The following is a 25631-nucleotide window of genomic DNA, read 5'->3' as shown; positions in this document are numbered from 1 at the left end:
TTATTTTTCCATATTCAGAATCGCTTCAATCATTCCGGCAATGGTATAAACCTCTGCCTGGACATCGACCGTTAAACCCAGCTCTTTCATTTTGTCTGAGGTTACAGGTCCAATCGAAACGCATTTTGCATTTTTAGTATCATCCACATTTTCACTGCCAATTTTTTCCACAAAATATTGCACCGTTGTGGAGCTTGTGAAGGTAATGTAGTCAATCTCTTTATTTTTCAGCATTTCCGCCACATCGACGTCGGTGTTGTCCTCTCGGACCGTTTCGTAAATCTGAAATTCATCCACCGGGCAAACCTTGCGGAGCTCCTCAACCACGTAAATCCTGGCGTTTTTGGAGCGTGGGATCAATACCCGCGACGTTTCTGTCAAAAGCGGCATTAAACCGTCAACCAGCTCTTCGCCGACATATTTTTTCGGCACAAAATCCGCGGTGATCCCCTGCTCGGCAAGCAGCGCCGCTGTTGCTGAGCCAATGGCTGTCACATGGATGTTCCCGAGGGCTCTGGTATCTCTGCCCGAGGCCTTCAGCGCGTCGAAGAAAATTTCAACGCCGTTGGTGCTGGTAAAAATAATGTGGCTGTACCTGTCCAGACATCCAAAGTTCTCGGCCAGCGCATCGACATTCTCAGGAATCGGCTCAATTTTGATGGTCGGGTACTCGATGGCGTTACCGCCGAGTTCTGCGATCTGCGCCACCATTTTCGAGCTCTGTTCTCTGGAGCGGGTTACCACGATATTTTTTCCAAAAAGGGGCTTGCTGTCAAAAAAGCGCAGCTTCTCACGCTTGGTCACCACATCGCCGACTACGATCAGGCTTGGCGCTGTGATCCTGGCTTCTGTGGCAATGCCGTAGATTGTTTCCAGTGTGCCTTCCACCACTCGCTGGTAAGGCGTAGAAGCGCGGTGCACCACAGCCGCCGGCGTATTTTTATCCATCCCGTTTTTCATCAGCTCTCCGGTGATTTTTTCAAGATTTTTGACGCCCATCAAAAACACGATGGTCCCTTTGGATTTAGCCAGTACCGGCCAGTCCAGCTCAGACTCCTCAGATTTCAGATGCCCGGTAACCACCTGAAAGGAAGAGACACAGTCTCTGTGGGTAATGGGAATACCCGCGTAAGCCAGGCCGCCGATAACCGAGGTAATCCCTGGAATCACTTCAAATGGAACTCCGGCGTCGTAGAGCTCCTCGCCTTCCTCGCCGCCGCGTCCAAAAACATAAGGGTCGCCGCCCTTAAGGCGGACAACATTTTTGCCTTCCTTGCCCAGCTTGATCAGCAGAGCGTTGATTTCATCCTGAGGCAGCGCATGGTTGGCGGCTCTTTTGCCGACATAAATCTTTTCACACTCTGGTTTTGTCCATTTCAGGAATTCCTCATTGACCAGCGCGTCGTAAACCACCGCGTCACAGGTTTTTAATTTTTCCATGGCTTTGACGGTGATCAGTCCCTTATCACCGCAGCCGCCGCCAGCCAGATAGACCGTGCCCGGCTTAATTTCTGCTTCTACCATTTCTTTCAGTTCCTTTGCCAGACGGTCTCCCATTTTTGCTTCCTCGCCCAGGGCTCCCTCTGTCTGTCCTTTATATAGAATCGTGCCGTCTTCGTTGCCAAAAAGTCCGTAAAGGGTCAATTTTTCACCCTCCACATCACAGTATGCTCCGATAGGGATATGGCAGCTGCCGTTTAAGCTGATCAAAAACTGGCGTTCCGCTGTCATTTGCGCCTTGGTAACCGGGTTACTGACAGATTCCATGAGTGCCTTGACGGTTTCGTTATCCTCACGGATTTCCACTGCCAGAATCCCCTGGGCTGGCGCCGATACAAACTGGCATGGTTCAAGTGGGAGGCAGGTATAATCCTCGCTCTCATAAACGCCGATGCGTTTAAGGCCTGCCGCCGCCAGAATAATGCCATCCAGTCCCTGCTCTTTCATTTTCCGGATACGGGTATCAATATTTCCGCGGATTCCCACCACTTCAAAATCTTTTCGGATATTTTTCAGCTGATAAATCCGGCGTTTGCTTCCAGTACCGATGACTGCATTTTCGGGCAGCTCCTGGACAGCGCTTATTTTATGCGGTGTCAACAGCACATCCCTCGGGTCTTCCCGCATGGGCGGCACAGAAAGTGTCAGCCCCTCGGGCAATGCAGAAGGCATATCCTTCATGCTGTGAACGGCCATATCAATTTCACCGCTTAAGAGGGCATCCTCCAGCTCTTTGGTAAAAATACCCTTATCCCCAATTTTATCAAGGGCTTTGTGCTGAATTTTATCGCCCTTTGTCTTGATGATTTTGAGTTCAAAATCGACCTCCGGGTTTGCTTTTCTTAATTCCTCAAGAAGCCAGTTTGTCTGGACCACTGCCAGCTTACTGCCTCTTGAGCCTACGATTATTTTCATATTTTCTCCACTTCTCTCTGCAATTCTTCAATGGTTAACGCTGTCAGCTCCTTGAGCCGTCTCTTTTTTGCCTCCGGTGAGGTTTCTGTTTTCAATATATGCAGCCTCAGCTGTTTAAGCAGACTGAGACGCTCTGCGTAGCTTTCATTGTATTTTTCTTCCAGTTCCCTTTTTATCTGGGTAGTCAGCGTTGGACTGGCGCCGTCGGTACAGACCGAGATCGTCAAGTCTCCCCGCCTTACCACTGAGGGAAAAATAAAATCAGAATGCTCCGGGTCGTCTGAAACGTTGCACCAGATGCCGCGTATTTTACAGCTCTCAAGAATCTGGGCGTTCAGCTCACGCTGGTCTGTCGCCGCCACTACAAGATCCATGCCGTCAAGGGCTGTCTCGATCCGGCAGTATGCTTTAATATAACGGATGTTCTCAACCGGCTTTTCTGGAACCTCCATGTTTTTATCCACGCAGGTCACAGAACACCCATACCCGGCTAGGGTTTCCGCGCGCCGCATCCCTACCTTTCCGCCGCCAATCACAAGGGCCTTTTTCCCTTTAAAGTTGAGCAGAATCGGCCCTTTCATTGAGCCGCCTCCGCATTGCCGCCTGAAAATAAAAAGGCCAGTGTTTTCTCAAAGCGCAGTATATCGTCCTCGCTGTCCAGTGTTTTCAGCTGTTTGATGGACGGCATCACCATTTCACGGAATTTTGAATGGACAATTTTTTCAAGAAATTCCTTGTCCTTCCCCTCAAACTGATAGCGCTTGTTGAGAATCTCAATGGTTTCGTCTGCCAGCTGTCCGGAAACCTGGTTAAAATGTGCCACCATGTTATCTACCTTGGACTTGGTAATCCAGACCATGAGTCCGTCGATTTCCTCTTCGATCTCGAGGGCGATCTTCTCTGCCACTCGCTCACGGTAGTGCATTTTTTCATCAATGATGTCCTTAAAATTATCAATGGTCAGCAGCTCGACTCTGTCCATTTCCGAGATGGCTTCCTCAATATCTCTTGGCAGTGCCAGGTCAATGGCCATGAGCGGCTTTTTGCGCTCTGGCATGAGCTCCCGTTTTAAAACCACATGGGGTGAGGCTGTTGCTGAGATAATCACATCGATATCCTCAATGGCTTCATAGCGGTCCTCGTAGCGGATCATGTTGACGCCCTCATAGATATCACGGTACTCATCCCCCGGATGATAGGTACGATTGGTCATATAGACGCTGTTAAAGCCCTCTGCCGCCATATAACGCAGCGCCAGAAGCCCCATTTTTCCAGAACCGATGATCAGCACCTTTTTATCGGCATAGTCCTCATAGGTTCTTTTAACATGCTTAACCGCTGTCGAGCTCAGGGAGAGCGGGGTCTCGGAAATTTTATAAACGGTTTTAACCTTCTTGGCAAAGGTGACGGCTTCTCTGAAAGCCTTGGTTAAATATTTCCCGCAGCCGTGAACAGACTGGGATAATTCAAGGGCATCCTTTACCTGTCCTAAGATCTGATCCTCACCCAGAATCATCGAATCCAGCCCTGTCACTACCCGGTAAAGATGCAGGATGGCCTCTCTGCCCTTTTCACAGAACAGATAATTTTCCAGCTCCCTGGATTTCTCCTCGATATAAAAATTTTTCAGCGCCCGGCCTGCTGCTTCCACGTCACGGGTCGCCACGTAAATTTCGCTTCGATTACAGGTAGAAAGAATGATCACCTCTTCGATACACGCCTCTTCCAGAAGGCTCGCAATACCTTCTTTTACGGTCCGCTTGATAAAAGCACCCTTTTCCCTGATTTCCAGAGGTGTGTCTTTATGATTGATCCCCACTACAACTAACTTCATTTCAATCCTTCTCCTTCAATCAAACATTCATTCAAAACAAATAAAAACCTCTTCATTACGTCTCCGTAAAAAAAGAGGTTTGTCAACAGAATTATTTATCCACGCTGATTACTGCGGATACCACAATTAAATTAACGTTACTAAGTTCCCTTTTCCCTGGAGGTAATTATTAGCACTCTGTTTAGTAGGTTTCCTGACTCATCGCATTATATTCTCCTCGCCTTCCCGGTTTTCATTCCAGTGGCATCATAAGGAGACTTAACGAATTACAGTGACCGGATCGCTCTGGATTTTCACCAGATTCCCTTTATCCTTTGTTTTTACCGGAGCAAAAACGAAAGAATCCAAAACAGATTTTACATTAGTCTTTCCTATTCAATTTTCGTTTCCAATTATATCACCAATCTGACTCAGACGCTACCCCTTTTTATGGGAAATAAGCAGTTTTTTGCCAATTTCACCGAATATTCTACATATTTTCTGTAATCGGATTACAGGCAATAAAAAACCGGTCTCTTTTTCCAGAGTCCGGTCATTTTACACATTCACGCTAGTTTTCTGTTTCATGGCTCATTAAAAAGAGCATCATCATTCTTTCTGCGTATTCCTTTTTTTCATCAGGGCAATGCTCTAGAATATCAAGCAATGCAGTGTTTTTTTCTTTCTCATCCAGGCTTTTGCCAAACAGGATGCTGTCTGAAGACATTTTTAACGCTTCGCAGAAACGTTCAAGACTCTTAAGAGAAAAGCCTTTGGTTCCCAGCTCAATGTCCGTTAAAAAAGTCTGTGTAATCCCTATTTTTCGCGCCAAATCCTCGCGGCTCATATTTAAAAAAGTTCTACGCTGCCGGATACGCTGGCCAATTGCCTTTTGATCTAACCTTGATTCCATTGTCTTCTCCTAAATTTCAGGGAAAACCAAATAAAAAACTGTGCAGGATTAAACCAACCATGCACAGTTATATGACACTTTTATAAAATGCTAACACAAATAAGCCCACTTATTTATAGGGTGTCCTCTTGTTTTTAGCACAAAAATAGCCTATAATAAGTAATGCGGTACGTGCCCCCCAGGGCCGTTGTGTATGGTGGTTGTGCACCTGCGCAAGCCGGATAAGTGTGCCAGCACTTTCCGGATGCCGCAATTTTTATTTAGTTTTCCCAATATATATACTTTATTATAAATCGAATCTCCCGTCAAAGCAATCTCTTTATTTAAAAACTTTTTATCTGCAATTGAAGTTATCATTTTAATTCAACCAATTATATCCTTTTTATTCGTTTTTTTATTTTTACCCGAATTCACAATGTGAAAAACCCATTTTAGAATATTTTCAGTATTCTACTACCATCAAAATATTTTTTCTATGTTTAATTCTCTTCAAAATGGGTACACCTCATTTTGAGGCTCTTACATCTAATTCCGATATGGTAAAGGTTAAGCAAAAGAGAATTTCTTTATAATTTTTTCTCAATTTAAATGTGATTTTTACTAAATGATGTTATACTATTAAAATACCCCCAAAGGAGATTGTATTTTGAAAAAAGAAATTCCATTGTATCTATTTATTTGCAGAAAGATTGAGGATGATATTTACAACGGCAAATTAAAACTGGGTGATACCCTGCCATCTGAACCTAAAATCAGCAAACAAATGGGTGCCAGTCGTAATTCCGTTCGAAAGGCCCTGCGTCTGTTGCAGGACAACAATCTTATTTTCTGCTCCCACGGTAAAAATGCTCAGGTTATCTTTGACAGCCGCCTGCCAGAGCACCGCGCAGCTTATGAAAAACGCTTTAAAAACCGGTGTCACGGCATCAGTGATACATACCGGATGCTTTCTATCCTTTTACCCAGCATCATTACACACGGCGCTTCTAAATGCAACAGTGAGGATTATATGACCCTTTACGAAATGACCGACAATCTGGATTCTTCCAACCCGATCGAATTGTTTGCTTTTCACTGCCGCTTCATCCGGAATATCCTGAGAAGAACAGAAAATCCTTTTATCATCGAACTTTTTGAACAGGTCTGCGATTTTGTCCGAATCGACTCCATTCACAGCAGTATTACTGGCCATACGCTCCATGAAGATCTTTCAGAAGACACCATCAAAGGATGGTACAAAGAACTGCTGGACCATGCCGCTAAGCAGAATTTCAAACATTTTCATCATTTACTGCTTCAGGGCTTTAATGAAATCAGCCAGCGCTTTGATGCGGCCTATATGGTGAACGCACCGGCGGCGCCTTCTGAAGCTGAAAGTTTTAACTGGTTTATCGACAATGCTCCGACACCGCTTTATCTGAGGATTGCCAGTGATATTATGTGGGAGAGCGAAAAATCCGGCAATGTAGCCGGCGATTTTCTTCCTTCCGAATCCGAACTGCGCAGAGTTTATGGCGTTTCACCAGTTACCGTCCGAAAAGCCCTGTCTATCCTGAATTCCCTCGGCCTGACCAGAACCTTTAATGGAAAGGGCACCCAAATCGTTTTTGAGCGTTCTCATTCCCCGGAAGTCCTTGGCCAGCTGGACGAATACCTGAGCAGTCTCCAGATTCTGCGCTATTCATGTAAGGCTATCGCCTTTGACGCTTTCAAATCCATGAGCGAAAAGGACAAAAAACATATTCTTGAGCTTCTGGAAAGTAAACGCTACAGCCGCGGCATCACAACAGCCTTAACCGATATTCTAATCTCATCAATCCAGTCCCCGGCCATACAGAATATTTACGAGCATCTGAAAATCAAACTGGCTTATGGGGTCATTCTTAAAACCTTTGTCAGTAATGATGATTATGACCGTGTCGACCGCCTTTTATACGGCGATATGGACAAGCTCTCAAAGGCTATCTCAAACAACGATACTGCTCTGCTGGGAAAAATCATTGAGAGCACTTACAAGCATACCTATGAGTACTCAGAGAACAAATTAAGGCTTCTCTACTCAGAGCAACCTGAAGAAATTAAAGAAAAGACTCTCTGATCTAAAAAAATGAAACCGCTTTAATAAAATCTGCAAATGATTAACCTGGGTTTTCATGCTGGAAAAATTGGTATAGGTCTTGAGACTTTTTTGCACTTAATATATAATTTATAAAGTTAGTTAAACTCAAAATTTTAGGAGGATCATTCTATTATGTTAGTATCAGCAAAAGAAATGCTTAATAAAGCAAAAGCAGGCCATTATGGTGTGGGACAGTTCAACATCAATAATCTTGAATGGACCAAAGCGGTTCTTCAGACGGCCAATGAGCAGAGATCACCTGTTATCTTAGGGGTTTCTGAAGGTGCTGGAAAATATATGTGTGGCTATAAAACAGTCACCAATATGGTTAACGGAATGCTGGACGAATTAAATATTTCTGTTCCGGTTGCCCTTCATTTAGACCACGGCAGCTACGAAGGCGCAAAGGCCTGTATCGCAGCCGGCTTCTCATCCATCATGTTCGACGGTTCTCATCTGCCTTTTGATGAAAACATCGAAAAAACAAAAGAACTGGTTGAAATCTGCCGCGGCAAGGGCTTATCCCTGGAAGCAGAAGTCGGCGCCATCGGCGGTGAAGAAGACGGCGTTGTCGGAACCGGCGAATTCGCTGATCCTGAAGAATGTAAAAAAATTGCTGATTTAGGCGTCACCATGTTAGCTGCCGGAATTGGTAATATCCATGGAAAATACCCAGAAAACTGGCAAGGCTTAAACTTCGACGTTTTAGCTAAAATTCAGGAAAAAACCGGTGATATGCCTCTCGTTCTCCATGGTGGTACCGGTATTCCGGATGAAATGGTCAGAAAAGCCATTGATTTAGGCGTAGCAAAAATCAATGTAAATACCGAATGCCAGCTCGTATTTGCTGAAGCGACCAGAAAATACATCGAAGCCGGCAAAGACCTTGAAGGCAAGGGTTTTGATCCTCGTAAATTACTGGCACCTGGCACACAGGCCATTAAAGATATCGTAAAAGTAAAAATGGATCTTTTCGGTTCCACTGGAAAGGCAGACGCTTAAACAGCGCAAAAAAAGTCCGGGACGTAACTTTTCGTTACGTCCCGGTTTTTTATTTATTTCAATTTAAAGCTCTTCGAGGTCTTCCTGAGTCAGCAGCTTCACACCGCTTCTTGAAAGTGCTTCAATGGCTTTTTCATTGTCTTCAACCCTTAAGATCATGTAAGCCAGATCCTTTTTTCGGGTGATAAAGGCATAGGTGTATTCCAGGTTGATGTTGCTGTCGCCCAGAATCTTCAAAATATTTTTCAGCGCTCCCGGTTCATCTGGAACAGCCGCTGCCAGCACTGGCGTCAGCTTAAAGATGTAGCCAGCCTCCTTGAGGACGGTCGACGCTTTATAAGAATCATCCACAATGACGCGGACAATGCCAAAATCCTTGGTTTCGGCAAGGGAAAGGGCGCGCATGTCAATATCATTTTCTGACAGCACATCCACAAAATTCGACAACTGGCCAGCTTTGTTTTCCACAAATACGGAAATCTGTTTAATCGTCATCATTTACACCTCGTTTAATATAAATTACGTTTATCAATCACGCGAACGGCTTTGCCTTCGCTGCGGGTAATGGACTTCGGCGCAACCAGCTGAACATTGGCATAAATACCGAGCATGGCCTTCAATGCGTCGATCAGTTCTTTTTCTCTGGCTGAAACCTCTCTCAGGTTATCCGAGAACATTTCAAGGGTCATTTCAACCTGAACATCCAGCTTATCGCTGTTGTTTTCACGGCTGACAATGATCTGATAATTTGCCGGATACCCTTTGTTTAAGAGCACTGTTTCAATCTGTGATGGAAATACATTAACACCTTTTACGATGAGCATATCGTCGCTGCGGCCCATTGGCTTGGTCATCTTGACATGGGTTCTTCCACAGGAGCATTTTTCGCGGCTCAGGACACAGATGTCACGGGTGCGGTAGCGGAGCAGCGGGAATGCTTTTTTAGTAATGCTTGTGAATACCAACTCGCCTTTCTCGCCATCCGGCAGTACCTCACCGGTATTCGGGTCGATGATCTCAGCGATAAAGTGGTCTTCATTGATGTGCATACCTGTCTGTTCGCTGCATTCAAAGGACACGCCCGGCCCAGAGATTTCGGTGAGCCCGTAAATATCATAGGCTTTGATGCCAAGCTTATTCTGAATATCCTGGCGCATTTCCTCACTCCAGGCTTCCGCACCGAAGATACCGGCTTTCAGCTTAATTTCATCCTGAAGACCCATTTCACAAACCGTTTCCCCCAGGAACGCGGCATAGGATGGCGTACAGCAGAGAATCGTGGAGCCCAGATCCCGCATAAACTGAATCTGACGTTCAGTGTTCCCTGAAGACATCGGCAGTGTCAGACAACCCACCTTATGGGAACCGCCGTTCAAGCCAGGGCCGCCGGTAAACAGGCCATAGCCGTAGGAGACATGCACCACATCTTCCTTGGTTCCGCCGGCTGCCACAATGGCACGAGCGCAGCATTCATCCCACAGGTCAATATCATCCTGGGTATAAAAAGCGACGACCCGGCGTCCAGTGGTTCCGCTGGTAGACTGGATACGCACACAGTTTTCCAGCGGCTCTGCCAAAAGTCCGTAAGGATAGGCCTCTCTCAGGTCATCCTTTGTTAAAAACGGCAGTTTGTGTAAATCATCCACACCCTTGATGTCGTCTGGGGTCACATTTTTTTCTTCCATCAGATTTCTGTAATAGGGGACGTTTTCATAAACATGCTTAACCGTCTCAACCAAACGTTCATCCTGCCAGGCCCGGATCTGTTCCCGTGAGGCACACTCGATTTCAGGCTGGAAATAATTCTCCATAATTTTCAATTCCTCTCTGTTATTCTAAGCACATGGCCGCTGCCGCATGCTTTATTAATAATAATCTTTAATATATCATACCATTTTGGCGCTTCACCGTAAACATAAATTCTTTTGTTATTGTGTATTAAAATTTATGCAAAACGCTGTCAGACGCGGAATCAAAAAACTTTGACGGTTCACTCTACACCTCTACCTCACCTGTTAAGATCAGCTCGATAATCCCTTCTTCGCTTTCCGGCAAGTCATAATCACCCTCCAGGCTCCCGGCTTTATGGTAAACTAATCCCGCTTTCTCATTTCTCTCAAGGCAGTCCAGCAGCGTCTCCTTGCCGTAGATTTTAACAAACTGCGCGAAGGCTTTCATGCGTTTATCTTTCAACATGCTGTCTTTGCAGGGAAACGCCTCACATTCCCAGCAGCCTTCAAGGCCCTTTTCGCGGCAGCAGCTGTAGTTTTTACAATTCTCTTTATCCTTACAGCCGTCTTTTCCGCACCCCGGGCAAGCAATGTGTTCGCCGCAGAAACAGCACGCCAGGCCGCAATAGGCAATCCCAAGCTCCCGCTTCATTTACTCCGCACTCCCGGTAATAATAAAAATAGGGTTGGATGCTTTCAGCATGGTGAGGCCGCCGATAAACTCACCCCGGCTGACCCCAACCTGAATCATGTCCACATCGGTAAAGTATTTGCGCATCAGGGTTGTGGCCAGGGATGCATTTTCCATGGTGACAAAATTTGCTACCAGCCTGCCGCCTGGGTTCAAATGCTCTTTGCACCAGACAAAAATCTCCTCAAGCTGTCCGCCGGTACCCCCGATAATCACCTTATCAACCTTTTCTTTGATTTCCTCAAGCACTGCCGGCGCTTTTCCCGAAATAATGGTCACATTGTCTGCACCGAATTTTTCAATGTTCTGTTTTTCAAGCTCCAGCGCCGCGTCTTTGGCTTCGACCGCATAAACCCTGCCCTCATTTGCCGCGTAAGCCGCCTCCATGGTCAGGCCGCCAGTACCGGCGCCAATGTCCACCACGATGTCTTTTTCCTGAATACCCAATAAAGAGATTGTCAGAATACGGACCTCTCTCTTTGTCATCGGGGCCTTTCCCCGGATGTAATCTTCATCTTTATAGCCAGCTACTCTACTCATCTGCAATCACCACTACGGCCATGCCTTTTTCCTTAAAGCTAAGGCCTTCCTCCACTGTTAATCTTGTAATCCGTTCGTCTGAATAGGAGAGATCTTCCCCAACATAAAGGAATTTTTCCCCATAACTGTTCTCCCTCAGCATTTTGGCAATATAGGCTGTATTATGCTCTCCGTCTGTCAGAATACCAACCTTATTTCCTGTCGCTACGCGCTTTAGCAGATCCTGATCCCTGCCGTGCAGACTCATCATCTCTGCGTCCTGCCAGGTCATGCCGATTTTAGCAAAAAAATACTGTAAGGAGGATATCCCCGGGATCGCTTCGATATCCTCTGCCGGAACCCTCTTTTTCGTGTAGGTTAAAAGACTGTAAAAGCCGCAGTCACCCGACACGACAATGGCTGTTTTCCGGGCAGCATAACATTCCTTTACACGCTGCATCAGCTCAGACAAGGGCGTTCCCCTGCCGATAATCATGACTTCTTTACCGGCAGCGTCAAAGCTCTCCAGGTGCCGTTCCCCGCATAAAATGACCTCGGCCTCGGCAATTTCCCTCTTAGCGATAGGGAGAATATAATCAGGATGTCCTGGCCCAAGGCTTACTACTTTTAATTTATACATAACGCTTCTACCATATCCTTTGCTCCGCCGCTTTCACCCAAAAGACCATGTGCCTTTGAAAAAATAATTGTTTCAATTTCAATATTATCATAGACCTTTGCCTCGCAGCGTCTTTTAACCGCTTCGGCCAGATGATCAAAATATCCCGGTATTTTTTCCTCTAGCAGGTAGTCGGTCGCCTCATCAGTGGTGGTGCTGTTCATAATTTTTTCGACACATGGCTGACTGCCGCCAAGAAGCGCGCAGTGCGCCGCCAGAATTTCCATCCGCCCATCGGCCACCGCGCTGTGCGTGTTAAACAGACCGCCGGCCACCTTTACCAGCTTTCCCAAATGCCCGACAAAGAGAATCTTTTTAAAGCCCATCCGCTCGGCTTCCTCAAGCATAAAGCCGATAAAATTGCTGGTTTTCACAAGCACCTCTGTATTCAGATGGAGTGATTCCACAAAATCCTTGCCATAATTACCTGGAACAAAGATAATTTCATCATTTCCCTTTGCTTTGAGCATGGACAGCTCCAGCCGCATGGATTCCTTCAGCGCATCCTCGCTCATGGGCTCAACGATACCAGAGGTACCCACTACAGACAGGCCTCCGACAATCCCCAGCTTTGGGTTAAATGTCCTCTTAGCAAGAACCTCACCGTCTGGAATGGAGACCTCTACCTCATAGCCGCCCTCTGCCCCGTATTCCTTCATAACCTTCATAATTTCGCGGGTGATCATCTCCCGCGGAACCGGATTGATGGCCGGTTCTCCCACCGGCAGGCTCAGGCCTTTCAGGGTAACCTTCCCAACGCCCCTGCCACCTTTAAAAGTAATGCCGGGCTCGGCCTTTTCGGTCACCTTCACAAAAATTTTAACGCCGTTTGTAATATCCGGATCGTCGCCGCCATCCTTGATCACCGAGCAGGAAGCCCAGTGATCACCGATCTCACAGTCAAACAGCTCGATGGTCAGCGGCCACCCCTTTGGTGTGTCAATGCCGATGGTTTCCAGCTTCTGACCACCCAGCAGCATGGATACCGCGCCCTTTGCCGCCGCTGTGGCGCAGGAACCTGTTGTATAGCCGTAGCGCAGCCGCTTACCGCCTTTTTCTATATATTTTTCCAGCATACTATCCTCGCTAAAAGAGGCCTTTGCAGCACCGTTTGTGCCCCGGGCACCCCGATTTCTGCATCGGCCTCCATTTTTCTTAACTCTTTTTATAATGTAATGTCATAATCCTTTTTGATCAACAGGGTAGAAAGATAAGGAATATCGCCCTTGAGCACCTCAATATCACGGATCATGCTCTGGTTCTCCATACCGATATTGGATACCAGCACAAAGGAATTTTCCAGTCCGCGTTTTTCCAACTCCTCTGCCAGACGTTTATTGTCCGCGCTCACCTTCATAATAACAATGTTGCGGTGCGCGTCCAGAATCTGCTGTATTTCCTCAATGGGCTGTGTCATTGCCACGATCCCCAGTGATTCCTCTCCCTGGGTCAGCGGAACATTGATCTGCGCTGCCAGGTTACAGAAGGACGGCACGCCGGAAAGGGTCACCACCTCGACGCCCCGCTCCAGAAGGTATTCCATCACATAGGAATAGGTGCTGAATACCATTGGGTCTCCAAGGGTTAAAAAAACAACGCTTTCTCCTTCTTCCAGAATTTTTTCAATTTCATCTGCGTTTTCTTTCCACTGCTTTTCCAGTGTTTCACGCTCTGCGCTTAAGGAAATCATTGGGAAGGACATCTCCACAACACGTGTGTGGTCGGTAATGTGGCTTTCCACAATACGATATGCGATGCTTGGTTTTCCCATTTTTTTAGTCGGTGTGATGATCACATCTGCCGACTGCAGAATTTTGTGTGCCTTTACTGTCAGTAAATCTGGATCTCCAGGGCCGACGCCCAAACCATAAAATATACCTTTCATTCTTCCTCTTACCAATCCCGTCCTAATTTATAAAGCATGGCGTTTAAAATCGCCGCAACCACCGGGCTTCCACCCTTTCTGCCGTTAATGCGAATGTATGGAACCCCCAGGGCGTCCAACTCGTCGAGTGCTTCCTTGGATTCTGCCGCACCTACAAAGCCGATGGGCGCACCCACAATTAAATCCGGCTTTGCTTTTCCTTCCTTGATAAATTCGATAAGCTTGTACAGCGCGGTTGGCGCGTTGCCAATGGCAAAAATACCGACCGAATCGTCATCCAGGGCTTTTTCCATGCCTACGGTTGAGCGGGTAACCCCTCGCTCCTTGGCGGCCTTTGCAACATCCTCATCGTGAACATAGTTGACAATCTCAAGTTGATGGTCTGCCAGTGCTTTACGGTTGACCGCAACCTTGATCATGCTGGTATCCGCATAGATTTTTTTACCGGCCTCAAGGGCTTTCAAACCGCTCTCAACCGCGTTGTTTTTAAATTCAATCAGGTCTGCGTACTCAAAATCAGCGGTAGTGTGAATCACACGTTTTACAATATCCGCGATCTCCGGCGGAAAGGTCTTTCCGCCGAGCTCCTCGGTAATAATCTCAAAGCTTCTTTTTTCAATTTCTTTCGGGTTGTTGATATAAGCTGTCATTTAATTTTCCTTTCGTTGTTTGCGCGGTAACTCCGCCGCTTCTCCGGCTGTGGCCTAAAAGAAAGGCCATGCTCAGTTTTCTATGGAAACTCTCAGGCCGCCGGGAATAATATTCTTCAAAAACAGCGCGTCGTAATCCTTCTTAGGGACAACGTTCAAAAATCGCTGCATAAAAGCAGTGTAGTCAAAGGCCTCCTCGCTGTAAAGCACGCCGATAACCGTGCCACTGTGGCCAGTAATAACCCCGTGTCCGCCAAATTCCTCAGACAAGGCTGCAAGCGCTTCAAGATGGGGCTTGTATAAAATCTTCTGGTTTAACCGGGCGCTTTCGGTACAGGCACGCCCGATCGCGTTGAGGTTTTTATCCTGCAGCCCCTGTTTAAAAAGCTTCAGGACCGCTTCAAACCGATCGACCTCCTCGCGCGTGTAGCCATCCTGCTGACGATGAAAATTCATGGTGTTGACGGCTCCCTTGAACTCCACAATCAAAATCTGCGCTTCAAGCTGTGCCTCAAAATTCATCAGCACATCGCCGCACACATGGTTGAAAAGATTCAGCCGTTCAAACATTATATTATCGGTCGGCTCGATAAACACGCAGAGCTCCGCGATAGTTTTGTCGCTGAGGCCCAGATCATAGTAGGCACTCAGCCCTCTGGCAATCCCGGCGATATCCGCAGTACTGCTGGCCATCCCTTTTTCAATGGGAATTTCCGAGGACATCTGGATATTGATATGATGCTTTTCCTCTCTTGGAATGCTGTATTCTGAAAAGATCAGATCAAGCATTTGAACCGCCTTGGTGTCGAGCATACGTGTAGCTGGCCCTTCCACAATACGGATATTGGAATAAAGGTCGATGGGGCAGGATACAAGGCACGGCTGTTCCTGATAGATCCCCTGGATAAATTCTCCGCAGGAGCCCGGTGATTTAACCGTTACTGTTCTCACTGTCCTGTTCCTCCAACCTTTTGATTTCTTCGGCTTTATCAAGGAGTGCCAGCAAAAACTGTGGGTTGCTGTAAAAATGGATGTGCGGGTACCCGGCAAGGGTATTGCCCTTACAGAAGCCACAGGTCCATTTCCGGTCTCCCTTAGTGATCTGGTAACGCATGGGGATCGGCTCCTTCTCATGCACCAGGCTGTGATGGAATTCATGCCCCTTAATATGTATGGGCGTATTGTTAATCACGGTATCAATATCAATATAACCAAAGCGCTGAAGCCGCTTAGTCATTTTGGTGTCTGCCTTAAAAAAGCCTGCCGCCTGATACCTTTCCCCGTCAAGCATTTCCATGCTTTCTGTCAGATACATCAGGCCGCCGCATTCTGCAAAACAGGGCAGGCCGTTTTCTAAAGCCGCCCTGATGCTTTCCCTGAATCCCTGATTCTTCTCAAGGTCTCTTCCAAACATTTCGGGGAAGCCACCGCCGATATACAGAGCGTCCAGGCCCTTTGGCAGTTCATAATCCTCAAGAGGGCTAAAGGGTACCAGCCTGACCCCCAGCTTCCTTAGGGCATTGAAATTATCCTCATAATAAAAGCTGAATGCCTTATCCTTTGCAAACCCTATGGTCAGATCGTCATAACGCCCTGCACAGGCGTCAAATGGATCTTTCTGAACCTGTGGTACGGCTTCTCTCCGGCTGAGCAGAAGCATCTTATCGAGATCAATGTGTTCCTCTGCCAGCGCCGCTGCCTTTTCCACCTGTTCCCGAAGTCCCTGAAGCTCATCCACCGGAATGAGGCCGAGATGCCGGCTGTTCATAACAATATCCGGACAATTCGGAAAATAGCCTACACAGGGAACCCCTGTACAGGTCTCAATCATTTCTTTTAAAAGCTGGTAATGGGATTCCGAAGCGATCTTATTGATGATCACACCGGCAATCCGGGTATCTGGGTCAAAATCCGCATAGCCCTTTACCATCGCCGCCGCGCTTTTGGACATGCCCCGGCCGTCAATGATCAAAAAGACCGGCGCGTCCACAACCTTTGACAGATAAGCGCTGCTGCCCACATCAGTCTCCAGACCGTGCCCGTCATAGAGCCCCATAACACCTTCAATCACTGCGACCGAATTCTCCGACAGCTTGTGGTAAAACAGGGAGCGGATTGTCTCCTGATCCACCATCCAGGTGTCCAGATTGGTGGATTTTTTTCCAGTGACAAAGGTGTGAAACATCGGATCAATGTAATCTGGTCCGGTTTTAAAAGGGACAACCGGACAATTCCTTTTGCACAGGGCTGCCATTACCCCCATGGTTACAGTTGTTTTCCCAACATTACTGCTGACTCCCGCCAGCATAAAAGTATTCATAGTACAATCTCCCAAGTATCACAATTTCTAACGTTGCTGAAGCATTTCCAGAAACTCGTCGTGGTCTCCGATTTCGACCACTGTTTTCTTTTCGCGTATCTTATTCAGACAGGCTTCCAGCCTGCCCTCGGTAAAATCATTATTCAGACAGTTTGCGTGCAGGTAAATCTCTGCGTCCAGAGCCTCCAGACCTTCCAGATTATTGACGTTGCCAAGCCCAAAGGGCACATCCGCGATCAGAACGATGTCCGCATCCTGCATCAGTTTTAAATTTTCCTGCTGCTTTTCCATGGAGATGGTGGTAAAAGGCCGCTCCACGACAATATCGAGGTTCAGTGATTTACAGACCAGCCAGTCGTCGCTGCCCTCATTGATGACGCCCGCGGTTACACGGTGTCCCATGTCATCCAGCTCCTCAATAACCTTTGAAGCTCCGCTGCCGCCGCAGATCACATGGATGTGCAGCGGATTCCTGGCCTCCTCGCCCTCAAGGACGCGGATGGGTACGATCTCTGGTTTCTCAAAAACCGCATTCTCCCGCACCAGCATTTTCATATTGTAAAGCTGTTTCAAATTCCGCTCAATGACCACGTCGGCCGGCGGCCCGTCTGCCACTACCCGGCCTCCCTGAATCATGATCAGGCGTTTGCAGTATCGCGACGCCAGATTGATATCGTGAAGGACAGCCACTACAGTCATATGGTCGTTTTTATTGAGCTGGTCGATAAGCTCCATAACCTCGATCTGATGATGCACATCCAGCGCGGAGGTGGGCTCATCCAGCAGAATAATATCCGGCTCCTGAGCGATGGCCCGGGCAATGATCACACGCTGCTTCTCACCGCCGCTCAATTCATTGAACATGCGGCCTCTGAAGCCAAGGGTTTTGGTCATTTTCATGGCCTGCTCCACAATCCGGTAATCCTCAGCGCCCTCGCGGTCCTTATAACTCAGATAAGGATTTCGGCCCATGAGCACAATATCTTCAACCGTAAAGTCATAGTCGATGTCAAAGGACTGTGGTACCACCGCCACCATCTGAGAGCGCTCGCGCTGCTTAAGATCGGCGTTATCCCTGCCGTTCACCACAATCCGGCCGCCAGTGATGGGCAGAAGGCCCGACAGACATTTAAGCAGTGTGGATTTACCGGTACCGTTTGAGCCGATAAGGCCGACAAACTCGCCTTTATGGATATCTGCTGTAAAGCCTTTGATCACCTCTTTGCTGCCGTAACCGGTATGAACGCCTTCAAATTTCAGCATAACAGCATCTTCCATCAACGAGCGCCTCCTTTCTTCGATTTACGCAAAAGGTAAATAAAGAAGGGGCCGCCAAAGGCAGCGGTGATGATTCCCACCGGGATTTCCTGTGAGGAAACAGTCCGGGCCAGCGTATCACAGATAATGAGGAAGGTCCCTCCAAATACCAGTGAAAAAGGCAGCAGAATCCGATGCTTTGGGCCGGATAAAATCCGGACAATGTGCGGCACCACCAGCCCGACAAAACCGATAATCCCTGTCACTGAAACCACCGCTGATGTGATCACCGACGAGACAACCAGCACTTTTTTCTTTAGATGGTCGGTATTAACCCCCAGCTGTGTGGCGGCATCCTCGCCGAGAAGCATAATATCCAGCTCTCGGACGGTTGTGAACAGGATCAAACAGCCGATGATCACGTAAGGTAACACAGTGATTACCTGGTCCCATCCCTTGCCATTCAGGCTTCCCATGGTCCAGAACATAATCTGATTCATACTCTGGACATTGAAAATCATGAGCAGGGACATAAAAGCCGTCAGCGACTGGCTCACGGCAATCCCGCTCAGTAGCAGGGAAGCAACCGGTACTTTTCTCCCGACCTTTGAAATGTTGTACACTAAAAAGATCGCCAGAAAGGCACCTACAAAAGCTAAAACAGCGGTTCCGTTTAATCCCAGGAAACCTGCTGAAAAGTGCATGACAATCCCGATCGACGCGCCCAGAGCCGCGCCGGAGGATACACCAAGGATAAAAGGGTCTGCCATGGGGTTCTTGAAAATCCCCTGGTAGGCAGCACCACAGACTGCCAGTGCTCCGCCTGTCAGAAAGCCCAAAATGACTCTTGGCAGCCGGACATTCCAGATAATCGCAATATTACCAGCTGATATACCCTCCATATTAACAGGCAGGTGCAGAACCTCGTGCAGTAAAATTCTGTTGGCTTCGCCAAAAGGAATGGAGGTAATGCCTACGATGGTGCATAAATAAATTAAGATCAGGCACCCCACAATGGATAAGGGCATCGCATATCTTTTCAACTTTGTTTTCATCCGTCCTCTTTCTTAACCGTCTGTTTAAAACCTCCGCAGGCGGCAAACGCCTGCCTGCGGAAAAATCTTTCTACTTAAACTGATCCGGGTAAACGGCTGTAGCCAGCAGCTCCAGCCCATCGACAATACGCGGTCCCGGACGCTGGATCAGGTCGCTGTCCGGAGAGAGCATTTCATAATAAACAATGGCGTCATTCTTAACCGCGTTGACCTGGTCAAAGCCTGGTACCTTTTTAATTTCATCTGGTGTGGTAAAGAAAGACACATAGACGTCCGGATTCTTTGCGATGATCTGCTCAACGCTCAGCTGCGGCCAGTCTGTGCCGGCATCGGAGGCGATGTTCTTGGCATTGATATCCTTGAGCATGTTGCCCAGCAGTGAGTTGTCTCCAGCGCTGTAGTAGCCGCCGATATCAATAAAGACCGATTTCTGCGGATTGGCTGCCACGGCCTTTTCCTTGATTTCATCGTATTTTTTAGTCATGCTGTCTGTGATTTCCTTAGCTTTGTCATTGGCGTTGACCACTTTGCCGATATTGATAATCGTGCTTTCCACCGCGTCTACAGACATGGGGGTAAAGGTAATGACCTTCGCGCCAGTAGCTTCAATCTGACTGCGGACATCGTCGCTGATCAGATCACCTGCCAAAACAACATCCGGGGCAAGGGAAATGATCTTTTCCACATTGGGATTATTGTAATCGCCGATGGCCGCTACCTGGGCGGCTTCCTCGGGATAATTGCAGTAATCGGTCCGCCCGACAACCTTGTCACCCACACCCAGCGCAAACAGGATTTCTGTATTCGCAGGCGACAAAGACACGATTTTTGTGGGTTCCTTTTCGATTTCCACATTGTTGCCCAAATCGTCGCTAACGGACACAGGATAAGCTGTTTCTCCGGTAACTGCGCCGGAAGCTTCTCCGCCCTTCTGGCCTTTCTGAGCACAACCTGCCGCGCCAAACAAAAGCGCCGCGCAGGCCAGAGCCATCAGCAAACTTTTCAACACACTCTTTTTCATTGGTCCCTCCATAAAATAAATTTAAAACGGCTTAAAACAAAGAAAACCGACCCCACGAGAGAGGCCGGATTATGAAAATATACAATCCTCTACTTCCCTCCGAAGTGATTATATCGCTTTGCTTCAAGTGTCCTGACTCTTGCTTCCTTCTCCATCCTCCCTTCCCATCAGGATACGCCTGACAGTGGTCTATGAGGATCTTGTCTGCAATTACAGTAGCGGGGGCTGTAGCGGATTTCAACCGCTTTCCTCTAACAAAACAGCATCATTAAGTTATTAATTGAAGTTTAGCACAAATCCCCGAATTGTGCAATTAGAAATTATTGTTATCCAGATCCAGACTGCTCCGAACTGCACGGCAGAAGTCAAGGGGCTCCCGCTTTTTCCATTCGTCGTTAGCAATGACCTCGTAGGAAATAAAATCCACACCGGTACTCAGGATCTCAGGCATAACCTCGCAGAAAGGAATTTCCCCCTCACCCGGTATCCAGTGCCTGTCAATCTGTAGGTCATTGTCGGACAGATGCAGTGCCTTAATACGATCCTTGTACGCTTTCAGAATCCTTCCCCTGCCGCAGGGCAGCATATAATCATGGGAGCTGTCATAGCACATCCCAAAATGATCGGCATGGATGGCGTCCAGCAGCCCCTTCAGCAAAAACGGACGCGACACATTTTCAACGGCGATATTGACACTGTACTTCTCTCCGGCCTCCGCCAGCTCAGAAAAAAAGGCCAGCCCGTTTTCCCATTTATAAGGGCCAAGATCCAGATCATTGGTGTGTACCACCACAGTCGAGATTTCAAAGGTATGGCAGTCCCGAACAAAGCTGACAAATGTGTCTAAAAGCGCCCGGGTTTCCGCAGATCCCTTTTCCCAGATATCGTTATAGCCGATAAAAGGCGCGTGAATGTTGGTGATCCCAAGCCCCTTGCTCCGCACAATATCCGGGAATTTTTCCTTCTCCAGATAATAGGGCTCACACTCGTCCTCCCAGGAAATCATCACCTCGTCAAAACCAGCTTCTTTGATCACGTCAATGCGCTCTTCAAAAGGCATGAAATAGCCAAACCACGAAAACATACTGTATTTCATCGGCTTCCCCTATTTGTCCTGAAGCCTGGGTATGCTCAGGTCAAAGGGCGGATACACGACGCCCTTTTCTGTGATGATTGCTGTAACATTCTGATGCGGGGTAACGTCAAAGGCCGGGTTTTCCATGCGCACACCGTCCGGCGCGATCTGCTGCCCCTTGATATGGCTGATTTCCCGGGTATCCCGTTCTTCAATGACAATATCATCGCCGGACCACATATTAAAATCAATGGTTGAGGTTGGCGCTGCCACATAGAAGGGAATGCCGTGGGCCTTTGCCAGAATGGAGACGCTGTAGGTTCCGATCTTATTAGCCACATCACCATTTCGGGCAATGCGGTCTGCACCTACCACCACACAGTCGATTTTCCCCTGCTTCATCATCCAGCCAGCCATATTGTCTGTGATCAGCGTGACAGGAATACCGTCTTTGTGAAGCTCATAGGCTGTCAGGCGGGCTCCCTGCAGAAAAGGCCTTGTCTCGTCGGCATAGACGGAGATCTCCTTGCCTGCCTCCCAGGCGGCACGCACAACGCCGAGCGCTGTCCCGTAATCCGCTGTGGCGAGAGCGCCCGCATTGCAGTGGGTCAGAATGGTATCCTTGCGGTGGATCAGCTCCGCACCGTATGCGCCCATATCCCGACACATCTGGATATCTTCACTGCAAATGGCATCTGCCTCGGTTTTTAGAAGCGCTGTGATCTCTGCCGGTGTTTTTTCCGCGTTGTTTTCGATCACGCCTTCCATCCGGTCCACTGCCCAGAACAGATTGACCGCAGTTGGCCGTGTTGCCCGGAGCACCTGGCAGACTGTCTCCATTTCCTTTAAGAAAGCCTCCCGCGGCAGCTCTTTAAATTCCAGAGCGCCGAAATAAACGCCGTATCCGGCGGTAACACCAATGGCCGGCGCGCCGCGGACAATCATATCCACAATGGCTGTTGCAATCTCACGGTAGTCGGTGTAACTGTGCGTTACCTCCTCAGTTGGCAGAAGGGTCTGGTCAAGCATTTTTAAAGCGCCGTTTTCATAATAAACAGGTTTCATGGTTCTTCCTTTCTCGGTATCTGAAAAAGCCTCCCTTGGTTAAGGGAGGGCAGAGTGTCAAAAACTGTGAGACGAAGCCTTTTACCTAAGGAAGAAAAAAGTGTCCTGCGGGCACTGCACTCACACCTGTATCTTCTTCACTAAAGTTGGTGCCTGATCCCTCCAGTGTCCGGCTGTTCCAGTAAAACGGCACGATTCCTGACCGTTATCCGCAGCGCCTGGACCTTTTTCCTTATCTGGATAAAAGGCGCAGCCTCACGCTGCGCCAACTCTTTGACAGTCTAACCTCACCTATACTTAAGGGAGGTAACTTTTTCTATATTCGTTCAATCATCTTAAAAATCAGCTGTTTTACCCGGTCATTGTTATCCTCGAGCACACGCGCTACATCCTCAGCCTGCACAGGCTTGATGTCCGGGCGCCCCTCGAGACCGGCGTCATAGTCGGTGATCAGGGCAATGTTGACAACCGGAATCCCCTTTTCCAGACACAGGTAGCCCTCCGGATACTGGGTCATATTGACGACATCTGCGCCCATCATGGCAAACATGCGGCTTTCGGCACGGGTTGAGAACCGTGGTCCGTTGACCACCACAACAGTGCCGCCGTCATGGGTTTTGATCCCCAGTTTTTCGGCTTCCTCAAGGGCAATCTGGCGGAGTCCGGAATCGTAGGGATCTGCTGAGCTCAGGTGGACCACATTGGGGGACTCGTTAAAAGTATCCTTGCGGCCTGAGGTCATGTTGATAAACTGGTCTGTGACTACAAAATCGCCAGGTGCGATTTCCGGACGCAGCGAACCCACGCAGCAGGGTGAGATCAACGCCCGGATTCCCAGCTGAGCAAAAGCGTCGATGTTGGCCCGGTAGTTAATTTCGGATGGGTTCAGAGTATGGTCCTTTCCATGTCTTGGCATAAAGGCCACCTTTTTGTCCCCGACGGTTACCAGGCTGATGGCATCGGAGGTTTTGCCATAGGGTGTATCCACATCAATTTTTTTAACGTCCGGATACAGCTCATAGAGACCGGAACCACCGATCACGCCGATATCTGCTTTATAATATAACATTGCTTATCTCCTTGTTTCTTTATACTACTGTAAATCCCAGTGACGATTTAAAATGCTCCAGGGCCCATTTGTGACCCTCTGCATTAAAGCTTGCCACACGGTTTTTGTGAACCGTGACCTCATAACCCAGATTATAGGCGCTGATGGCAGTGTGCAGCACACAGATGTCTGTGCACACACCGGCCAACTCCAACTTCTGGATATGGTTCTGCCTGAGCAGGATATCCAGTGCTGTCCCCGCAAAGGCCGAATAGCGGAACTTATCCATATAGAAAACCTGCCTGTTTTCAAGCGTCTGGTACGTCCGCAGCTTTTCAGCGGTCTTTCCATATACCTCTCTGCCCGGGCTTCCCAAAAGATTGTGGGGCGGAAACAGCGCGGTTTCGGGGTGGCTCCCGTCGTTTTCCAGATGCAGGTCATTCACTACAAAGACCATGCCACCCGCCTCAATCGTTTCTCCGATGGCGGCTGCCAGATTTTCATCAATGGCCTGGGCCGGCGCCCCGGCGGTCAGCTTACCGTCAGGCGCTACAAAATCACAGGTATAGTCAATCAGAATGAGTGCTTGGTTCATATTACCACTCCTTCAGCTTAATAATTTTTCTTCCAACCGCCTTTTTTAAAGCCCTCTTCTTCTTCCAGATTCGTAGCTTTAAAGCCCAGCCATTTATATTTAGAGTCATCTTCCTCTTCCGCCGGTGTCGGCTCTGTGGCCGCGGTCTGTGAAACAGGCTCCGGCTCATTAAATACCGGGGGTTCCTCGGGAATAAAGTCGTCGCCGACAACATCCTTGGCGATTTCGATGGCGGCACTCAGCACATTGGCAACGCTGGAGGCGTCCAGGAGCTCAATTTCTTCCTCAACAGGCTCCGGAGCCGGCGGTTCTGGTGCTGGTTCCGGTTGATGTTCCGGCGCGGGCTGCACAGGCTCCGGCTCGGGTTCGGCCATCGGTGTTTCCATAATCTCCGGCACAGTCTCTGCTGCCGGAGCTTCCATTTCTGTTTGCGTTGCCTCAGCAGCGCTTTCATCAGTCTTTTCTTCTTCCTCGGGAACGTTAAATTTTGGAATCGGACGCTTTTTAAATTCCTCTTCCGCTTCCTCAACACTCCGTTTAAAACCGAGCCATTTGTATTTGGAATCTTCTTCGTCCTCTGAGACAGTCTCTGGCTGAGCGGACGGCTCCGGCACAATGGTTTCCAGTTCCACAGCCGGTTCGGGCTCTGCACTGGACTCAATCATTTCCTCTACCAACGCGACGGTTTCTTCAGGTGCTGCAGGAACCTCCTCAGGCTCTTCCTCCCGCCAGGGGCGCTCTTTGACATAGTCGCCGCTGTCTAAAGCTTCACTCTTAAAGCCAATCCAGCTCTTTTGCGGCTTGTAGGCAGGATCTTCTGCCTTTTCCAGATTTTGCTTTTTCATATTGTCGATCCAGCTCTCCTGGCGTTTAACACTTGGACGTACCTCGTTCCGGGCCTCAGGCGCTGTGTCCGAAAAACGCAGCCAGCTCTTTTTAGCATCCGGAAAATGGGCCTTGATGGCATCCATCGGGATCTTCTCATTACTCATAAGAGCCATCACTGCGCACAGTTTTTCCGGCAGATGGCCTTCCTTTGGCCAGAGCAGGAGCACGCCGATTTCATACTTGCAGATGGCGTCCACGTCAAAGCCCAGGGACTCGAGCGAGAACCGCATGAGCTCTGGATGGCGGCACTTCTGCCCCTTTGGCTTGGCGCAACCTTCTCCGGAAATGTCGCAGACGTGGCAGTTGCCCGGCATTAAAGACAGTGTTCCCGGGAATTCTGCCTCCAGGTCCAGAAGGTCTTTCCATGATTCAACCTTCATGGCCTGCATAACCTGCTTGCAGTACTCGGCCACAGGCTGAATACCGAAGATTTTCTGGCGGTCTTCCCGTGGAATTTCATATTCTCGGGCAATCAGGTACATATACTTAAATTCCTTTAAAAACAAAGCCTCGTCGAAGGCGTAGTCCGGACAGGACCAATATTTGTTGTAGTTGGGACAAGCCGCGCAGTAGCGGCGGGTTTTTCGCAGTTGATGATACTCTTCGAGCATTTTGTCCATTTCTACCGGACCGATGCTAAATTTGTGAATATAATCCATCCCATTACCTCTTTTCATCTATACAAAATTTCATCTCATTAGATACAACGTTCGGGTAAATTTTAGCAAATTTACATTTAGATTCATTGTACCTTACCTTTAAACGAACATCAACCCAACTTTTTGTCTATTACAGATAACTTTTCACAAAAAAAGTTCAATTTTCTAAGAATGGCTAAATTTTACTCTATTAGCCGTTTTCATTTTCTACATTTTTGTCCCAGCGGGACAA

At 48.2% G+C, this 25631-nt stretch carries 24 protein-coding genes and 2 riboswitches; of the genes, 2 read left to right on the top strand and 22 right to left on the bottom strand.

All coding sequences use genetic code 11. The features are described 5' to 3' along the window. The 4 genes from hemC to B2M23_RS11505 form a co-directional block, all read right to left on the bottom strand. On the bottom strand, window positions 1-2415 hold the full coding sequence (gene hemC, locus B2M23_RS11520; RefSeq protein WP_038352255.1) for a hydroxymethylbilane synthase: 2415 nt from the start codon (window positions 2413-2415) through the stop codon (window positions 1-3). Further along, the gene (locus B2M23_RS11515; RefSeq protein WP_052237230.1) at window positions 2412-2996 is read right to left on the bottom strand and encodes a precorrin-2 dehydrogenase/sirohydrochlorin ferrochelatase family protein; all 585 of its coding nucleotides are present in this window, start codon (window positions 2994-2996) and stop codon (window positions 2412-2414) included. Before B2M23_RS11515 ends, hemC begins: the two co-directional genes overlap by 4 nt. Continuing rightward, window positions 2993-4249 (bottom strand): glutamyl-tRNA reductase, encoded by a 1257-nt coding sequence (gene hemA, locus B2M23_RS11510; RefSeq protein ID WP_038352256.1) that lies wholly within the window; start codon window positions 4247-4249, stop codon window positions 2993-2995. Before hemA ends, B2M23_RS11515 begins: the two co-directional genes overlap by 4 nt. 166 nt (window positions 4250-4415) lie before the next feature. After that, window positions 4416-4598, bottom strand: a riboswitch (cobalamin riboswitch). Window positions 4599-4799: 201 nt separating this feature from the next. Further along, window positions 4800-5141 carry a helix-turn-helix domain-containing protein gene (locus tag B2M23_RS11505; RefSeq protein ID WP_013379103.1) on the bottom strand — a complete coding sequence of 114 codons (342 nt, stop codon included), beginning with the start codon at window positions 5139-5141 and terminating at the stop codon, window positions 4800-4802. A 646-nt stretch (window positions 5142-5787) separates the two neighbouring features. Between B2M23_RS11505 and B2M23_RS11500 the strand changes: the two genes are divergently transcribed. After that, the gene (locus B2M23_RS11500; protein ID WP_038352257.1) at window positions 5788-7239 is read left to right on the top strand and encodes a GntR family transcriptional regulator; all 1452 of its coding nucleotides are present in this window, start codon (window positions 5788-5790) and stop codon (window positions 7237-7239) included. A gap of 153 nt (window positions 7240-7392) precedes the next feature. Next, window positions 7393-8262, top strand: a complete 870-nt coding sequence (gene fba, locus B2M23_RS11495; RefSeq protein WP_013379100.1) for a class II fructose-1,6-bisphosphate aldolase — start codon at window positions 7393-7395, stop codon at window positions 8260-8262. Window positions 8263-8325: 63 nt separating this feature from the next. Here fba and B2M23_RS11490 read toward each other — a convergent pair whose 3' ends face one another. From B2M23_RS11490 to B2M23_RS11405, 18 genes are all read right to left on the bottom strand, one after another. Continuing rightward, window positions 8326-8760 carry an ACT domain-containing protein gene (locus tag B2M23_RS11490; RefSeq protein WP_320055094.1) on the bottom strand — a complete coding sequence of 145 codons (435 nt, stop codon included), beginning with the start codon at window positions 8758-8760 and terminating at the stop codon, window positions 8326-8328. A gap of 11 nt (window positions 8761-8771) precedes the next feature. Then, window positions 8772-10073, bottom strand: a complete 1302-nt coding sequence (locus B2M23_RS11485; protein WP_038352258.1) for a phenylacetate--CoA ligase family protein — start codon at window positions 10071-10073, stop codon at window positions 8772-8774. Between the two features lie 184 nt (window positions 10074-10257). After that, window positions 10258-10644: a DUF3795 domain-containing protein gene (locus tag B2M23_RS11480; protein ID WP_038352259.1), complete on the bottom strand. Its 387-nt coding sequence runs from the start codon at window positions 10642-10644 to the stop codon at window positions 10258-10260. Next, window positions 10645-11223 carry a precorrin-6Y C5,15-methyltransferase (decarboxylating) subunit CbiT gene (gene cbiT / locus B2M23_RS11475; protein ID WP_038352260.1) on the bottom strand — a complete coding sequence of 193 codons (579 nt, stop codon included), beginning with the start codon at window positions 11221-11223 and terminating at the stop codon, window positions 10645-10647. It lies immediately after the preceding gene. Beyond that, window positions 11216-11842 (bottom strand): precorrin-6y C5,15-methyltransferase (decarboxylating) subunit CbiE, encoded by a 627-nt coding sequence (gene cbiE / locus B2M23_RS11470; RefSeq protein ID WP_038352261.1) that lies wholly within the window; start codon window positions 11840-11842, stop codon window positions 11216-11218. The genes cbiT and cbiE overlap by 8 nt, the downstream gene beginning before the upstream one ends. After that, window positions 11830-12957: a cobalt-precorrin-5B (C(1))-methyltransferase CbiD gene (gene cbiD / locus B2M23_RS11465; RefSeq protein WP_052237231.1), complete on the bottom strand. Its 1128-nt coding sequence runs from the start codon at window positions 12955-12957 to the stop codon at window positions 11830-11832. The genes cbiE and cbiD overlap by 13 nt, the downstream gene beginning before the upstream one ends. An 89-nt stretch (window positions 12958-13046) precedes the next feature. After that, window positions 13047-13766, bottom strand: coding sequence for a precorrin-2 C(20)-methyltransferase (gene cobI, locus B2M23_RS11460; RefSeq protein ID WP_038352262.1), 720 nt, complete (start codon window positions 13764-13766; stop codon window positions 13047-13049). Between the two features lie 8 nt (window positions 13767-13774). Further along, window positions 13775-14416 (bottom strand): precorrin-8X methylmutase, encoded by a 642-nt coding sequence (locus B2M23_RS11455; protein WP_038352263.1) that lies wholly within the window; start codon window positions 14414-14416, stop codon window positions 13775-13777. Between the two features lie 72 nt (window positions 14417-14488). Beyond that, the gene (locus B2M23_RS11450) at window positions 14489-15367 is read right to left on the bottom strand and encodes a GHMP family kinase ATP-binding protein (RefSeq protein WP_038352264.1); all 879 of its coding nucleotides are present in this window, start codon (window positions 15365-15367) and stop codon (window positions 14489-14491) included. Continuing rightward, window positions 15348-16736, bottom strand: coding sequence for a cobyrinic acid a,c-diamide synthase CobB (locus B2M23_RS11445; protein ID WP_038352265.1), 1389 nt, complete (start codon window positions 16734-16736; stop codon window positions 15348-15350). Before B2M23_RS11445 ends, B2M23_RS11450 begins: the two co-directional genes overlap by 20 nt. A gap of 27 nt (window positions 16737-16763) precedes the next feature. After that, window positions 16764-18014 (bottom strand): ABC transporter ATP-binding protein, encoded by a 1251-nt coding sequence (locus B2M23_RS11440; RefSeq protein ID WP_038352266.1) that lies wholly within the window; start codon window positions 18012-18014, stop codon window positions 16764-16766. Then, window positions 18014-19048: a FecCD family ABC transporter permease gene (locus B2M23_RS11435; RefSeq protein WP_038352267.1), complete on the bottom strand. Its 1035-nt coding sequence runs from the start codon at window positions 19046-19048 to the stop codon at window positions 18014-18016. Before B2M23_RS11435 ends, B2M23_RS11440 begins: the two co-directional genes overlap by 1 nt. Before the next feature lie 70 nt (window positions 19049-19118). Next, a complete protein-coding gene (locus B2M23_RS11430) occupies window positions 19119-20069 on the bottom strand; it encodes an ABC transporter substrate-binding protein (protein WP_038352268.1) in 951 nt (316 codons plus the stop codon). 108 nt (window positions 20070-20177) lie between these two features. Next, window positions 20178-20369, bottom strand: a riboswitch (cobalamin riboswitch). Between the two features lie 13 nt (window positions 20370-20382). Further along, window positions 20383-21165: a sugar phosphate isomerase/epimerase family protein gene (locus B2M23_RS11425; RefSeq protein WP_038352269.1), complete on the bottom strand. Its 783-nt coding sequence runs from the start codon at window positions 21163-21165 to the stop codon at window positions 20383-20385. A gap of 9 nt (window positions 21166-21174) precedes the next feature. Continuing rightward, a complete protein-coding gene (gene mtnA / locus B2M23_RS11420; protein ID WP_038352270.1) occupies window positions 21175-22209 on the bottom strand; it encodes an S-methyl-5-thioribose-1-phosphate isomerase in 1035 nt (344 codons plus the stop codon). Between the two features lie 316 nt (window positions 22210-22525). After that, entirely contained in the window at window positions 22526-23278 is a 753-nt protein-coding gene (locus B2M23_RS11415; protein WP_038352271.1) for an MTAP family purine nucleoside phosphorylase, read from the bottom strand. A gap of 19 nt (window positions 23279-23297) precedes the next feature. Further along, window positions 23298-23852: a cysteine hydrolase family protein gene (locus B2M23_RS11410; protein ID WP_038352272.1), complete on the bottom strand. Its 555-nt coding sequence runs from the start codon at window positions 23850-23852 to the stop codon at window positions 23298-23300. 17 nt (window positions 23853-23869) lie between these two features. After that, a complete protein-coding gene (locus B2M23_RS11405; RefSeq protein WP_052237232.1) occupies window positions 23870-25399 on the bottom strand; it encodes a DUF2284 domain-containing protein in 1530 nt (509 codons plus the stop codon). Between the last annotated feature and the right edge of the window lie 232 nt (window positions 25400-25631).

Source organism: Eubacterium limosum, assembly GCF_000807675.2.
Classification (GTDB): Bacteria; Bacillota; Clostridia; order Eubacteriales; family Eubacteriaceae; genus Eubacterium; species Eubacterium limosum.
Note: the sequence above shows the minus strand (reverse complement) of the source record. Positions and strands in the feature narration are given on the sequence as shown.